This is a genomic window from Methanohalophilus portucalensis (genome assembly GCF_002761295.1).
Taxonomy (GTDB): Archaea; Halobacteriota; Methanosarcinia; order Methanosarcinales; family Methanosarcinaceae; genus Methanohalophilus; species Methanohalophilus portucalensis.
The window spans coordinates 279176-293768 of record NZ_CP017881.1; the positions used below are offsets into that span (position 1 = coordinate 279176).

Genomic DNA, 14593 nt, shown 5'->3' on the forward strand with positions numbered 1-14593 from the left:
TAATCATGTTATCCAGTCTTTTTAATCCTGATTCAGTGGCTGTGATCGGGGCATCAAGGAAAAAGGGTAAAGTGGGAAATGCTGTCCTGTCCAACCTGGTAAAGGATTTCAGAGGAAATATCTATCCCGTCAATCCCGGCGAGGAAAAGATTGAGGGCCTTACATGCTATGCCTCCATCCTTGATGTGGCCGATGAAGTGGATCTTGCTGCTGTAGTCGTACCTGCAAAAGTAGTGCCTCCTACGCTGGAAGAATGCGGCAGGGCAGGGGTGAAGTACGTGGTGGTAATCTCTGCGGGTTTCAAGGAGGCAGGTGTTGAGGGAGCTAAACTTGAACGCAGGTCCCTGGAGATTTGTAAGGAATACGGAATTCACATGGTAGGTCCTAACTGTCTGGGAATCATGGATCCGGTTGCAGGTCTGAACGCCTCTTTTGCCGCATCGATGGCATATGAGGGCAATATTGCAATGATGTCACAGTCCGGTGCCATATGTACTTCCACCCTTGATTGGGCAGAAGCCAACGGAATGGGTTTTTCCAAATTCGTAAGCCTTGGGAATAAGGCTGATCTGGGGGAAAACGAATTCCTGGCCGAATTCCGGGACGATCCGTCAACCTCGGTTATTGCAGCCTATCTGGAAGGTATCAAAAATGGGTCACAATTCATTGAAATTGCCAGGGATGTCTCCAGGAAAAAACCTGTGGTTTTGGTCAAATCAGGCCGTACAGCTGCCGGTTCCCGGGCAGTATCATCCCATACAGGAACTCTTGCCGGCTCTGACCAGGCCTATAATGCCGCTTTTGATAAAGCCGGTGTGATACGTGCGGATACGCTGGAGGACATGCTGGATTACATAAGGGCATTTTCAACCCAGCCAATCCCTGCAGGCAGGCGAATTGCCATACTCACAAACGCAGGTGGCCTGGGTATTCTCACGGCGGATGCATGTTATTATGAAGGTCTGGAGCTGGCTTCTTTATCTGGTGAAACAATTGAAGGCTTACGTGAATTTCTGCCGGATGCTGCCAGTTTCTACAATCCTGTGGATGTACTGGGGGATGCAAGTGCAAAACTCTACGGTGATGCCCTTGAAATTGTGTTAAAAGATCCTAATGTGGATGGTGTTATCCTGTTGACTTCTCCCCAGGCTATGACTGATGTGGGAAGCATCGCAAGGATCGTAATTCAAAAAATGGAAAATTCTGATAAACCGGTACTTTGCAGTTTTGTAGGGGGTACACGTGTTATGGAAGGTAATTCCATTCTTGTAGCAGGGGGAGTACCCAACTACATTTTCCCTGAAAGAGCAGTTGCCAGTATGGGTGCCCTGTGTGATTACGGAAAAAGGAGAAGTATAACTTATCCTTTACCCAAACCGGTTCATTCGGATAGGAAAATGGCATCTGCACTGCTCGATGAAGCAGCAGCAAAGGATAAAAAAATCCTGGGGCTTGAATCATTTGATCTTCTGAAAGCCTATGGTATTCCAGTTGTGGATATCGGGAAGGCTTCCACTGTGGAAGAAGCGGTGGAGGAAAGTGAAAGGATTGGTTACCCTGTAGTTATGAAAGTCCTTTCTCCTGACATTTCACACAAGACCGATGTTGGAGGTATCCGGCTTTCACTGATGAATAAAGATGATATCAGGCGTGCCTATCATACAATGATGTCGGATGTAGGCCGCTACATGCCTTCTGCACGAATTACAGGTGTACAATTGCAGAGAATGATTGAAGGTGGCCGGGAAGTGATAATAGGTATGAACAGGGATGTGCAGTTCGGCCCGCTTCTTATGTTTGGTCTGGGGGGTACATATGTAGAGATCCTTAAAGATGTGTCTTTCAGGCTCGCCCCACTCAATGAAAAGGATGCTCACTCAATGATTTCTTCCATCCGTTCATATCCTTTACTTACAGGTGTAAGGGGAGAAAAAGCATATGATGTGGATGCGGTGGCGGATATCCTCGTGCGTGTTTCCAGGCTTGTGGAAGATTTCCCGCAGGTCCTTGAGTTTGAAATAAATCCGTTAATGGTCCTTCCAGAAGGTGAAGGTTGTTTTGCTATGGATATGCGTCTTACATTGAAAGAATCAAATTGATAACAGGGAGGGTTTGTATGGCTTCAATACTTGTAAGTTCTTCTGAAAATTATTCCGGTAAAAGTTCGATATGCAGTGGCCTTGGCTTGATTCTTAAAGAGCGTGGGAAAAGTGTGGGCTACATGAAACCGGTGGGTAACCTGCTGGTTGATGTTGATGGTGTTCTCTCCGATGAGGATGCAGAACAAATGCGGGACCTGCTGTCTCTTGAGACCCCCCGCAGCTGCATCACTCCGATTATGCTTACCGAGAATCTTACCAATGATGCTCTGATGGGGGTGGAAAAACACCTGGAAGAAACCCTGAAACAGGCTTATTCGGAAGTTTCCAGAGGTAAAGATATGGTTCTCATAGAGGGTGAAGGAGGTATAGGCAGTGGTGCCATGTACAATTTGTCAGATCCCCAGGTAGCTTCCATACTGGATAGTAAGATCCTGCTGATTACCCGTTTTGATTCGGTTAGTGCAGTGGACCGGATTCTCTGTGACATTGAATTGATAGATGACAGGAATATGCTTTCAGGTGTCATTCTCAATGAAGTTGAAGAAGATAAACTAGGAATGGTAAGGGATATGGTCGTACCCTTCCTTGAAAAGAAAGGAGTGAAGGTATTTGGTGTAATTCCTCGCGATCATACACTTGGGGCGGTTTCTATAGCAGAAATTGTGGAAGATTTGAGAGGAGATGTCCTGACGGGTGCACAGGAAATGGGTAAACTTGTTGAACATTATCTTGTGGGTGCTATGGAAGTTAATTCGGCGATTAAGTATTTCCGGCGCACACCAAACAGTGTAGTAGTGACTGGGGGGGACCGCGCGGATATACAGATGGCGGCTATAGAGGCTGGGGCAAGGGCATTGATCCTGACGGGCAATCTCCGGCCCAGCGAAGCTGTACTTGGAAGTGCTGATGAAGCAGGCGTGGTTGTTGTACTTGTAAGGGGTGACACTCTTTCCACGATAGAAAGAATGGAAAATTTAATAGGACATGCCCGGATTCAGCAGAAGACCAAGATTGAAACAATCGTTAGACTGATTGAAGAGAATGTGGATGTTGACTCTATACTGGATTCAGCAGGTTTATAAGAACATATATAATATGGATATGTATATAGGGGCTTGGCTGAAGTAGCCTATGTTAATGGAAAGGTTGACTGGTGATGGATACCGTGCAGGACAAGGATTATTTCACTATTGATGATTTTGATGTTGACGACAAAACAATTCTGGTGCGAGTTGATATCAATACCCCGATGGACCCCGAGGGCAGTATTCTGGATGACCTGAGGATAAGCAGCCACATTCCCACAATAAAGGATCTTGAAGATTCACGGGTGGTATTGATTGCCCATCAAAGCAGGGCTGGAAAAAGTGATTTCACAACTATGCAGCCTCATGCAGAAAGACTAAGTTACTATCTGGGCAGGGAAGTGGAATACGTAGATGATATTTTTGGCTCCCATGCACGTTCAAGGATTGCAGCAATGGAAAAAGGGGATGTGCTTTTGCTGGAAAATGTACGTTTCTATTCTGAGGAAACCATTTCACGATCTGCCAAAGAGCATGCAAGCACACATATGGTGAAAAACCTGGCTCCCCTTGCGGACATCTTTTTGAATGATGCTTTTGCAGTATCCCATCGTTCTCATCTTTCTTTAATGGGTTTTACACATCTCCTTCCCTGTGGTGCAGGCCGTTTAATGGAAAAAGAGATTACCTCACTGGACAGAGGGATAAAGGGAGGGGGAAGACCCTGTATTTTCGTACTGGGTGGTGCCAAGGTTGACGATTCCCTTACGGTTGCTGAAAATGTACTTTCAAATGGTGGCGCTGACCGCGTACTTGTGACAGGTGTTGTTGCAAATGTAATGCTGGCTGCATCAGGTTTTGATATCGGGAAAGCAAATAAGGATTTCATTGAATCCCAGGGCTACGTTGAACAGATAGACAGGGCAAAGAAAATTCTTGACGATTTTGACGGAAAAGTGGGTTTGCCCGTAGATGTAGCATTGAATGATAACGGCAGCAGGATCGAAGTATCGGTCGAAGAAGTTGGGGATTCGATACTACCAATCAATGATATAGGAATTGAAACGATTGTTGCTTATTCCAGGGAAATCAGTCAGGCAGGCACTGTGATTCTCAATGGACCTGCCGGGGTTTCCGAATTTGATGGGTTTGAACTGGGGACCTATGAAATTGTAAAAGCTGCCACTGAAGCCGATTACTCTATTGCAGGAGGCGGCCATATTTCTGCCGAGGTGCGGAATATGGGTTTCGATCACAGTTTTTCCCATATAAGTACAGGAGGCGGCTCATGCATCGACTATCTTGCAGGCACTCCTCTGCCGGCAATCGAAGCCCTTAAAAAAGCTGCTGTCATAATATCAAAACACGATTGAGTGGAGGTAATATTATGCTTGGCCTGGATGAAGGCAAGATGGCGGTAAACCTTGCCCGCAATACTATCACTGAATTTCTTGAGAGCGGTACTAAGCTTGATCCGGATTCTATAACCCTCTCTCCGGTCTTTGAAGAGGAGCGCGGCGTTTTCGTAACCCTCTCCATGGAAGGAGATTTGAGAGGCTGTATTGGTCATCCCTATCCAGATTCATCCCTGAAGGATGCAATTGTTGATTCTGCCATTTCAGCATCAACAAGGGATCCGCGTTTTCCTCCTGTAAAGTTGCAGGAGATGTCTGTAATCACGGTCGAAGTTACCGTCCTGACCCCGCCTGAAAAGATTGATGCGGCTCCTGAAGATTTGCCCGGTCTTATAGAGATAGGCAGGCATGGGCTTATAGTCAAACAGGGTTTCTATCAGGGTTTACTCCTGCCACAGGTGGCCCCTGAGCAGGGATTTAATGCTGTGGATTTTTTGAGTCATACCTGCATAAAAGCCGGACTTGCACCGGATGCATGGCTTACAGGTGCCGAAGTGTACTGGTTTGAAGGACAGGTCTTTTCCGAAGGATCTCCTGAGGGGCAAATCGTGGAAAAGCAGTTCTAAACTGCTTATCTTTTCATATTTTCAAGTTCTGTAAGCAGCTTATCGGTTGAATACACGAGTTTAATTAGGGTTTTTTCTATCATCAGGTTGACCGTACCTTCGATTCCAAGTGTGCGGAAATCAGTCCTCAGTCCCATTACCGGGATGTTTTTAGCATAAGCATAGCCGATTTCCCAGGCTGTACCGGAATCCACATCGCTGCCTCCATCCAGTATAGCAATTATAAGATCGGCTCTATCTATAGCTTCTGAATTTTTCCGGAACAATTCTGCAGCATCCTGTTCTTTGCGCATATTTTTCGTATCTGCTGAATCCCTTTGTGGCAGGAACACGTCATATCCTGCACTTTCGATTCTCTCTGTGAGTTGTTCATTGAAATTCTTCTCAGCCTCGGAAAAAAGAGGGCCTGCCAGGTATATTTTTTTGTAATTCATTGTGTCCCTTGCCTGCCTGTATGGTAATAACTTTAATTAGTGGTAAAACATAACACTAAGGCATGAAAGATAAGGTTAATGCAGGCATAATCGGTGCCTCCGGCTATACGGGGGGAGAATTGATGCGCCTTCTTCTCAATCATCCTCATGTAAATCTTGAAATGGCAACTTCAAGAAAACTTGCCGGACAAAATGTATCCAAAAAACATGCCCATCTGGCCGGTTTGACAGATCTCGAATTTGAAGAACTTGATCCGGTTGCTGTAAGGCAGAGGTGTGACGTGGTATTCCTGGCGGTGCCTCATGGCAGTGCGATGGATATTGTACCTCAACTTATTGGCAGTGGCCTGCGTATAGTGGATCTGAGTGCGGATTATCGTCTGGGTGTGGACGAATTTGAAAAGGTCTATGGCACTAAACACCATGACCCCCGCAAAGCAGTATTTGGCTTGGTGGAACTGCATCCCGAGGTAAAGGGGGAAACCTTTGTTGCCAATCCGGGTTGTTATCCCACAGGAGCTACCCTGGCGGCTGCTCCAGTTGTTAATGCAGGGCTTGCAGATATTGCAGTTTTTGATTCCAAATCCGGCATAACAGGCGCCGGTGTGAATCCAAGCCAAGCATCCCATTACCCTAACATGGCGGAAAACATCCAGCCCTACAAGCTCACAACCCATCGCCACCAGGCGGAGATATGGCAGGAATTGAATGGCCTTGGTGGCCTTGATAGTGTTAATTTTACTCCTCATGTAATCCCTGCTATCCGCGGGATACTGACTACAGCTCATCTCTTTCTTAAAGAAGAATGCTCAGAAGAAGATATACGGCAACTATACGATTCTTTTTACTCTGACTGTCCCTTTGTAAGACTGGTCGATGATATACCTGCGCTGGGTAATGTACGTGGCTCCAATTTCTGTGATATTGGTTTTGAGATTGACGCAAACAGTAACAGGCTTGTAGTTATCTCGGCAATTGACAATCTCGTAAAAGGAGCTTCAGGACAGGCTATACAGAACATGAATCTCATGTGTGGTTTCAGGGAAACCGATGGTCTATGGAACGCGGGCCTTGCGCCCTGATTTATTTGGAGGTGGATTTATGCTTGTAAAAGAAATTATGAACAGTGATGTGATTTATTGCAGTCCCGAAGACAAAGTAAGTGATGCTGCCAGGTCGTTGAAGGATAATGACATAAGTGGTATGCCTGTAGTGGATGACGGCAAGATTGTAGGTATACTTTCAGAGGTTGATTTGCTGGCTCTGCTGGAAACCCCCGAACATGGTGATTTCTGGCTCCCCAGTCCCTTTGAGGTGATAGAAATCCCTATCCGGGAATTTATAAGCTGGGAAGATACCAAAAAAATGCTTTCGGATGTAGGTTCAATGCCGGTTAGCAAAATAATGCGCTCCGGTGTATTCACTGTCTCTCCTGAAGATTCAATTGAAGATGCTTCCCACCTGATGTCCAGACACAAGATAAACCGCCTGCCAGTTGTTGAAGATGATAAGCTTACAGGCATCATTACCAGGGGAGATATCATCAGGGGTCTGGGTAGTCTGTGAGGGTCCGGTCATGAGAGTAATTGATGGTGGTATATGTGCGGTACGTGGGGTCCATGCTGCCGGTTTGAAGGATGATTACATGGGCCTTGCACTGATTGAAGGTGCAGGTCCTTGCGCAGGTGTTTTTACCCGCAATAAGGTTGTAGCGGCGCCGGTGGTGCTTACCAGGGACAATCTTGAAAATCATAAATATGTTGCAGGCACAATTATAAACAGTGGAAATGCCAATGCCTTCACCGGTGAACAGGGAATGGCCGATGCCCGTGAGATGGCAAGGCTTGCTGCTGATAAGCTGGGAGTTCAGAAATCCCACATCGCAGTTGCATCCACCGGTGTGATTGGTCGTTTTCTTGATGTAGGTTGGATAAAAGATCATCTGGATGAAGTTTATGGGGCGCTTTCTGCAGATCCCCAGGGCTGTCGCAATGCTACAAAAGCCATCATGACCACTGACCTGATCGAAAAGGAAGTGTCTGTAGAACTGGAATGTGGTGTACGTATCGGAGGTATTGCAAAGGGTTCCGGCATGATAGAACCCAACATGGGAACAATGCTTGCTTTTATCTATACTGATGCTATTCTTTCTGCCGATACACTGAAAGAATGTCTTGTAAAAGCCAACGATTCCAGTTTTAACATGATGGTAGTCGATGGTGATACCAGTACCAATGACATGGCTCTGTTAACCGCAACAGGTGCTTCTTCAATAGCTCCTGATGTAGCAAATTTCCAGAGAGGACTTGATTATGTCCTTGTGGAACTTGCAAAGAAAATTGCCCGTGACGGGGAGGGTGCTACCAAACTTATCGAAGTACAGGTAAACGGTGCCTCTGACCTGGCTGATGCACGCAAGGTTGCCAAAACCATTGTACGGTCACCTCTTGTAAAATCTGCAATATACGGGCATGATCCCAACTGGGGAAGGGTTGTTGCTGCAGCTGGATATTCAGGTGCCTCTCTTGATCAGGATAAGGTTTCCCTGAAATTTTCGGATGGGAAAAATGCAGTTACTCTGGTAGATCACGGTCAGGTGGCGGATACCTCTGCCAACCAACAACTAAAATCCATAATGGAAAGCGATACTGTCATAATTTCAGTGGACCTTTCACTTGGGGAAGCTTTTGCGGTTGCCTGGGGTTGTGATCTGACATATGATTATGTGCGTATTAATGCGGAATATACTACATGATATTGTTTCAGGGGAATTTTAATGGATATATCTGAGTGGGATAAGAGATACATTGAAGGTTATGAGTCGGTTGCACGAAATATTTCCTGTGTAAACAGAATATTTGTTGCCTATAACAGTAATGTGGACGCCATCAAGCATATTGGCCCCGGTGATGTGGAAAACCTGCTGAGGAAAGTGGATGTGGATACTGTCCAGCAGAGAATATTTTCCTATCCCCGACAGATAGATTCTCCTGTAGATTTCCTTGCACGACTCCTGATTGCAATGAAGGACGGTAAAGCTGCGGAAATTCCCACCTATTCAACTGATATCCATGAATGGTTGACCGATAATCTTGTTTTTGATGAAGCCAGGATGGGGGGGCAGGCCGGGATAATATCCAATCTGCTTGCCAACATGGACCTGAATAAAGTAATTGCTTATATCCCCTGGCTTTCCCCTGAGCAGGCAGATTATTTTGTATCTTCACCTAATCTTTTACATCCTTTTGTCAGGCAGGGAAGAATGGAATTGCTTCCTCCTGCAGAGGCCTGCAACTCCGATTATAAAGCCAAGGTAAACTGGATAATCGAATTCAATAAAGGACTCTCTGTAAAATATGCCGAGGACAGGATAATAGTTCCTCGCAATAACCGCCTGATCATTTCATCACGTCCGCCCTGGATCCGTATTGATATGTCTGATGAGATCTATGAGCATCTTCCCGAGATGGGCAGAACCGTAGATGGGGCAATTCTCTCTGGTTACCAGATGATAAAAGAAGAATATGAAGATGGTAAGACTTACAGGGATTATGTAGAACGTGCGGTAGGGGCAATAGGCCAGTTAAAAAAAGCCAATCCTGATATTTGTATACATGTGGAATTCACCTCCATACAGAATAAATTCATTCGCTCGGCAATTCTGAATGATATTGTGCGCAATCATGTCCATTCACTGGGTCTTGATACTGTGGAAGTTGCCAATGCATTGAATGTTTTAGGTTATGAAGAACTTGCATATTCGGTAATCAAAAAGGAAGAAGATGCTATAGTATCCCTTTATGAAGGAGCTGTCCGGCTGCTTCATGAGCTCAAGTTACAGAGGATTCATGTACACTCCTTGGGCTTTTATATCTGTGTTGTTTCCAAAGATTGTCCAATTGATGTTGAACAACATCTTGATTCCCTGCTTTTTGCATCCACTACAGCTGCTTCCAGGGCCCTTCTGGGCGGGATAAAAAGTTTTGAGGACATAAAAGCAGGTCTTGATGTACCTATATCCACCCAGGGAATGGACCAAATTGAAAAACTGGGTGCCTATCTTGTCAGGCAGGGAAAATGTAATCTGGAAGATTTTGAAAACGGTTGTATCTGCACCCGCAATCATGATATATTGATAATTCCGGCCAGGGTGGTGGATCATCCCGTTGATACGGTAGGTATAGGAGACACGATTTCAGCAAGTGCCTTTGCAGCTGTGCTGGCAGGCATGTGCAGTCTGCGGGAGGATTGAATGAATATCCTTTGCGGTTACAATGCTAATATCGATGCAGTTTACAGGGTAACCGGCAGGGATGTGGAATCCGTCCTTGGTGAGGTGGATAAAAATGAACTGCTGATGAAGCTTGAAAACCAGCCACATATTATCAATTCCCTCGAAGATTTCCTTGCCGGTCTTATCCATTGTATGGAATACGGCAGGGGTGCAGAATGGTTCATTTATTCCATGGATGTTCTTGATTATCTCAAAAAACGTTTTTTTGAAGAGGCAGAGATCAGGATAGGAGGGAATATGGGTATAATGGCCAATGTCCTCTCCGGGCTCAATGTAGATATGATTGTTCCCAATGTTGTTTATCTTTCCGGGACACAGGAGGCTCTTTTTTCAAAAAGGGGAATGGTGCTCCCTCCAAAATTCGAAAGCCAGAGTGGAGATGAGGAACCGGTACATTTTGTTTTTGATTTCCGTCAGGGAGATAGTTTCAACTTATACGGCCGCAGGATAACTGTATCCCGGGAAAACAGGTTCATTGCAACATTTGATGAATTCAACCCTCAAATGACGATTTCTTCCTTCTTCAAGCAATATGCAACAGCACATATTGGGGAAATCGATGGTGCAGTTGTATCCGGTTTTCATATGCTCCAACCCTCTTATCCGGATGGTTCTTCTTTCAAAGAAAAGTTGTCCCCTGTCCTTGCACAGATTGATGAATGGAATTCGGTGGCTGGGTTTTTCATCCATGCTGAGTTGGGTCATTTTGCGACAGCGGATATGGCCAAAAATGTCTTCGTTGAACTTGCAGGAAGGGTTGATTCTATGGGTTTGAATGAAGACGAACTTGCAACCCTGACGCAGAAGATGGGTTTTGGGATTGAAGGCATACATGAAATGGATATTTCCGCAATGTTTCAAGCGGCCCGCAATTGCATTAAAAATAGTTTGGCCAGAGCCCTTGTTGTACATACCAGGGATTTTGTCTTTTGCCTCTCTGCTTCAGATAACATGGATGAAGAGAAAATAGATGCTATTGATTTTGGTTTGAAGTGTGCGGCATACTTTGCTTCTTCAGGATCATTGCCTGACAGGTCCAAACTGGAGGAAAGGTGCAGTCAATTCAAGCGCAGTGAATATGGTAGCCTGCAGGTCAAGAGAATAAAGTCTATTACTGGAGCCAAGCAGTACGGTTTTGGAATCGATGGTATCTTCAATGAGTATTATTTTTGTGCGATTCCCACACTTGTGGTCAATGAGCCGGCAGTGACAGTTGGATTGGGAGATACATTTACTGCATCTTCTTTTCTGCGCTTGCTTGAATTACGCAATAAATCCTAAAATTTTAATTTATCCATTTTATTTTGCTGCTTTTATTGATTTTATTTGATTCGAGTTAATCTTAATATAGTCTCAAGTACACTTGCCATAAGTTAAAATAATTAGGGTTCTTATTTGTAACTCAGGAGTATTTTCTTATGATCGGTATCTCTTCGTTTGCTTATCACGACTTATCTCTTGGTGAAGCTTTACAAAATATTGAACACGTTGTCAATTGTGCAGAAATCTTTTCCGAAGGAAAACATGACCTCTTCAGGCAGGATGAAATCACTTTTTCCTATGACCTGGAATATACGGTTCATGCTCCCAGTACAGACCTCAATCTTGCAAGTATTCGCGAGCCTATAAGGAATGCAGCTCTTCAACTTGTGGAAGACATGGCAGATATATGTAATGAAATTGATGCTGAAGTCATGGTTGTCCATCCCGGTTATTTCCCCTTTGCTTATGATAGGGATTTTGCATTTAATGCATTCCAAAAATCGTTGCCTGTACTGGAAAGGATTGGTGAGGATGCCGGTGTACGGATATGTGTGGAAAATATGCCCAAATGGGAATGTTTCCTTTTCAGGGAACCGGATTTTGAGATAGGGGCAAATGATTTTGTACTGGATATTGGTCATGCCAACACAATGGGCAATCTGGAGGCTTTTCTTGAACGTGAGATTTCCCATTTTCATATTCATGATAACCACGGGAATAACGATGAACATTTGCCTCCTGGTGAGGGAAACATTGATTTTTCGGCCATACAGGGATTACTCCGCCAAAACAACTCTATTAAGATAATTGAGAATAAATCAGCTGAAGATGCTCTTCAAAGTATTTCTGCTCTGAAAAATATGGGTATCAAATGAACAAATCCAGTTAAATTTATATATTTACAATTCACTTGACTTATGTATGAGTTCAATGGGATGCAGGATTTTTCATGCACTTGGTAGTGAAACCCGGATTAAAATACTGGAACTCTTAAGCAGCAACGAAATGCATATATCTGAAATTGCCCGGGAGCTGGATATTTCAGTACCGGTAATTTCCAAGCATGTAAAGGTGCTTGAAGAATCCGAACTTCTTGAAAGGCATGTTTTCGGTAAATCCCACGTATTAAAACCCAACAGGAAAAATATCCATCTGGCCGTTGATTCGTTTGCTCCCACCAGGCATGTGGAAGTCGAGAAAGGTGCTTCCCTTATGGAAGCCCTGCGCAATGTGGCAGATATTGATGTCAGGAAAAAGGGGGATAGGGAGATGATTGTTTCTACTGATGGGGAGGAAGGCCTTTTTGTCTATGAGATTGATGGCCAATTCGGGGATAAAAACGTGAATGACTGCGTGCTGGAAGATGATACAATCGTGGACTGGAAAAAGCTGGAACCTATCACACGGATTCGGCTTGACATCCATGTCAGGGAATGAAGGTGCCCAATGAATACTTTCAATCCACTTTCTTGTCTCTTATATAGGCGATGAACTTAGTTACATGTAATGAGTATTCCTTCAGACGGCTATCATTTCACTTTGCATGAGAGGATGCGATACCTTTCCTCGGGTACAAAGTATGACAGCTGTAACCAGAGTGCAGTATGCCACGCTTTCGGGCCAGACGGGCGCTGCATACAATTATACAAGACATTGCTGACCAACTACTGTGCCGGAGAATGTACCTATTGCCCGAATCGCTGCCATAGGGATGTGCGCAGGGTTTCCCTGTCCCCGGAAGAGATTGTGAAGATTACCTGGGACTTTTACAGGAAAAATACGATCGAAGGCCTGTTCCTTTCCTCCGGTATTATCGGAGATCCTGAAACAACAACCGAAAAACAGCTTCATGTGGCCCGGCTCCTGAGAAATCAGGGGTTTAAGGGTTATATCCACCTTCGGCTCATGCCCGGTACACCTTTCCATTTGCTGCAGGAGGTAGCCGGGGTTGCCAACAAATTTGGGGTAAATGCAGAAACAACGGGTTCTGTGAACTATTCGGAAATCTGTCCCAATTTCGATTACAAGAATGATGTCCTTCAGCGTTTGAACTGGACCTGCAAATTGATAAGAAAACAGAGGAAACTGCACAGATATGATCGTAAGATCATAGGTGCCAACGATACCCAGTTTGTGGTGGGTGCCCTCGACGAACCCGACAGGGATATTGTGAATACCGTGCATGATTTCATGGAAAAATACCAGTTGCGCAGGCCTTATTTTATGAGTTTTGACCCGGTTCCTGATACGCCGCTTGAGAATGGTTCAACATCTCCGAAATGGAGGGAACAGAGGCTCTATCAGGTATCCTATCTTTTGAAGGATTATGGCCTGGATTCCGGGCATATTGATCAAATCTATAATGATGATGGTTTCCTTTTGAATGATGATCCTAAACTTGAACTTGCCCGGCTTAACCCGGAAATGTTTCCGGTAGAAATAAACAGTGCCGATTACTCTACTTTGCTCAGGGTGCCGGGTATAGGGCCTATAAGTGCTTCCCGTATCCTGAGATCCAGGCCAATTTATGGGGAGGATGAACTTGCACGTATGGGTGTTGTTATGGGTCGTGCACGTCCCTTTATCAAAATTGGTGGTTCCGGGCAAACTAACCTTATACAGTTTGCAGGAGAATGCACATGATTATTCTTTTTAAGGCCACTGTGCCAGGTGTCTTACTGGCCTGTCTGGAATTGAGAAAAAGGCCTGAGGCAGATCTGATTTTTGCCTGTGATCCCGGAGAAGGGGAAACGAAATTGAAAATGACCAACCCGACAGCTGAAGTAATTCGAGTTGGATTCAATAGTAAGGTTGATAAACAGGAGTTGGTCAAAAGAGTTTTTCCCGATGGGTGGCACAGAATAACCAATTTTGATTCCCCTCCATTGAATTACATAGAATTGGTGCTCAGGCACAGGAAATGCAATCCTGCAGAGTTTGTGAGACTATTGCATGGGTATGAAGGGGAGGTAGATAGTCTTTATTGTGGTAAAGAAAGACTTTGCAAGCGATATTACCGATACATGCGTGAGGTAAAGAACAATTATCACAGACTTTGCATGTTTGTGCGGCCAGTTTGCGGAGAAACAGTCCTTTATGCAAATGTAACTCCCAAAAACCGTGTTTCTGATATGCTTTGCAGGTGGCTTGCAGTACGCAATCCCGATAGGGCCGTAATTGTTGTTGATGGAAAATTTGCTTATGTATGCAATGGTGAAATCCTGAAGATGCAGCACTTCCTGAAAACATCTGTGGATTCAATACGACATTTGATTCCTTCTGAAGATTCTGCTAATCTGGAAGAATTTTGGGATACTTATTACAAAAGCCAGATGATAAACAACAGGCGTAATCATTCACTTTCAAAAAGATTACAGCCCCGCGGCGATTCCGGCTATAGTACAATGTCTAAAAAAGATCGGTATTTTGTAGAACGGGGTATTCCCACATCTACACTACTTGATTTTGTGAATGAGAAACAAGGTGGTCAATAA

The 14593-nt window shown here is 44.6% G+C and carries 14 protein-coding genes; 13 read left to right on the forward strand and 1 reads right to left on the reverse strand.

Annotated elements, in window-relative coordinates:
• Nucleotides 1–5: 5 nt before the first annotated feature.
• The 4 genes from acs (at nucleotide 6) to BKM01_RS01540 (ending at nucleotide 5108) form a co-directional block, all read left to right on the forward strand.
• Entirely contained in the window at nucleotides 6–2099 is a 2094-nt protein-coding gene (gene acs / locus BKM01_RS01525) for an acetate--CoA ligase alpha subunit (protein ID WP_072360490.1), read from the forward strand.
• 17 nt (nucleotides 2100–2116) lie between these two features.
• Nucleotides 2117–3184, forward strand: a complete 1068-nt coding sequence (locus BKM01_RS01530) for a phosphotransacetylase family protein (protein ID WP_072360488.1) — start codon at nucleotides 2117–2119, stop codon at nucleotides 3182–3184.
• 71 nt (nucleotides 3185–3255) lie between these two features.
• The gene (locus BKM01_RS01535; RefSeq protein WP_072360487.1) at nucleotides 3256–4500 is read left to right on the forward strand and encodes a phosphoglycerate kinase; all 1245 of its coding nucleotides are present in this window, start codon (nucleotides 3256–3258) and stop codon (nucleotides 4498–4500) included.
• Between the two features lie 14 nt (nucleotides 4501–4514).
• Nucleotides 4515–5108 (forward strand): TIGR00296 family protein, encoded by a 594-nt coding sequence (locus tag BKM01_RS01540; protein WP_072360485.1) that lies wholly within the window; start codon nucleotides 4515–4517, stop codon nucleotides 5106–5108.
• Nucleotides 5109–5113: 5 nt separating this feature from the next.
• On the opposite strand, the gene BKM01_RS01545 is transcribed toward BKM01_RS01540, so the two are convergent.
• Nucleotides 5114–5542 carry a nucleoside 2-deoxyribosyltransferase gene (locus BKM01_RS01545; protein WP_072360483.1) on the reverse strand — a complete coding sequence of 143 codons (429 nt, stop codon included), beginning with the start codon at nucleotides 5540–5542 and terminating at the stop codon, nucleotides 5114–5116.
• 62 nt (nucleotides 5543–5604) lie between these two features.
• On the opposite strand from BKM01_RS01545, the gene argC reads away from it, so the two are divergent.
• The 9 genes from argC to BKM01_RS01590 all read left to right on the forward strand — a co-directional run bounded on the left by argC (nucleotide 5605) and on the right by BKM01_RS01590 (nucleotide 14593).
• A complete protein-coding gene (gene argC, locus BKM01_RS01550) occupies nucleotides 5605–6624 on the forward strand; it encodes an N-acetyl-gamma-glutamyl-phosphate reductase (protein ID WP_072360481.1) in 1020 nt (339 codons plus the stop codon).
• Nucleotides 6625–6643: 19 nt separating this feature from the next.
• The gene (locus BKM01_RS01555; RefSeq protein ID WP_072360479.1) at nucleotides 6644–7108 is read left to right on the forward strand and encodes a CBS domain-containing protein; all 465 of its coding nucleotides are present in this window, start codon (nucleotides 6644–6646) and stop codon (nucleotides 7106–7108) included.
• 10 nt (nucleotides 7109–7118) lie between these two features.
• The gene (argJ, locus tag BKM01_RS01560; RefSeq protein ID WP_072360477.1) at nucleotides 7119–8297 is read left to right on the forward strand and encodes a bifunctional ornithine acetyltransferase/N-acetylglutamate synthase; all 1179 of its coding nucleotides are present in this window, start codon (nucleotides 7119–7121) and stop codon (nucleotides 8295–8297) included.
• 21 nt (nucleotides 8298–8318) lie between these two features.
• Nucleotides 8319–9794, forward strand: coding sequence for an ADP-specific phosphofructokinase (gene pfkC, locus BKM01_RS01565; protein ID WP_072360474.1), 1476 nt, complete (start codon nucleotides 8319–8321; stop codon nucleotides 9792–9794).
• Nucleotides 9795–11117, forward strand: coding sequence for an ADP-dependent glucokinase/phosphofructokinase (locus tag BKM01_RS01570; protein ID WP_072360472.1), 1323 nt, complete (start codon nucleotides 9795–9797; stop codon nucleotides 11115–11117).
• Nucleotides 11118–11254: 137 nt separating this feature from the next.
• The gene (locus BKM01_RS01575; protein ID WP_072360470.1) at nucleotides 11255–11974 is read left to right on the forward strand and encodes a sugar phosphate isomerase/epimerase family protein; all 720 of its coding nucleotides are present in this window, start codon (nucleotides 11255–11257) and stop codon (nucleotides 11972–11974) included.
• Between the two features lie 46 nt (nucleotides 11975–12020).
• The gene (locus tag BKM01_RS01580) at nucleotides 12021–12536 is read left to right on the forward strand and encodes an ArsR/SmtB family transcription factor (RefSeq protein ID WP_072360468.1); all 516 of its coding nucleotides are present in this window, start codon (nucleotides 12021–12023) and stop codon (nucleotides 12534–12536) included.
• Nucleotides 12537–12605: 69 nt separating this feature from the next.
• Nucleotides 12606–13742, forward strand: a complete 1137-nt coding sequence (locus BKM01_RS01585; RefSeq protein WP_072360466.1) for a radical SAM protein — start codon at nucleotides 12606–12608, stop codon at nucleotides 13740–13742.
• Entirely contained in the window at nucleotides 13739–14593 is an 855-nt protein-coding gene (locus BKM01_RS01590) for a DUF4130 domain-containing protein (RefSeq protein WP_072360464.1), read from the forward strand. Before BKM01_RS01585 ends, BKM01_RS01590 begins: the two co-directional genes overlap by 4 nt.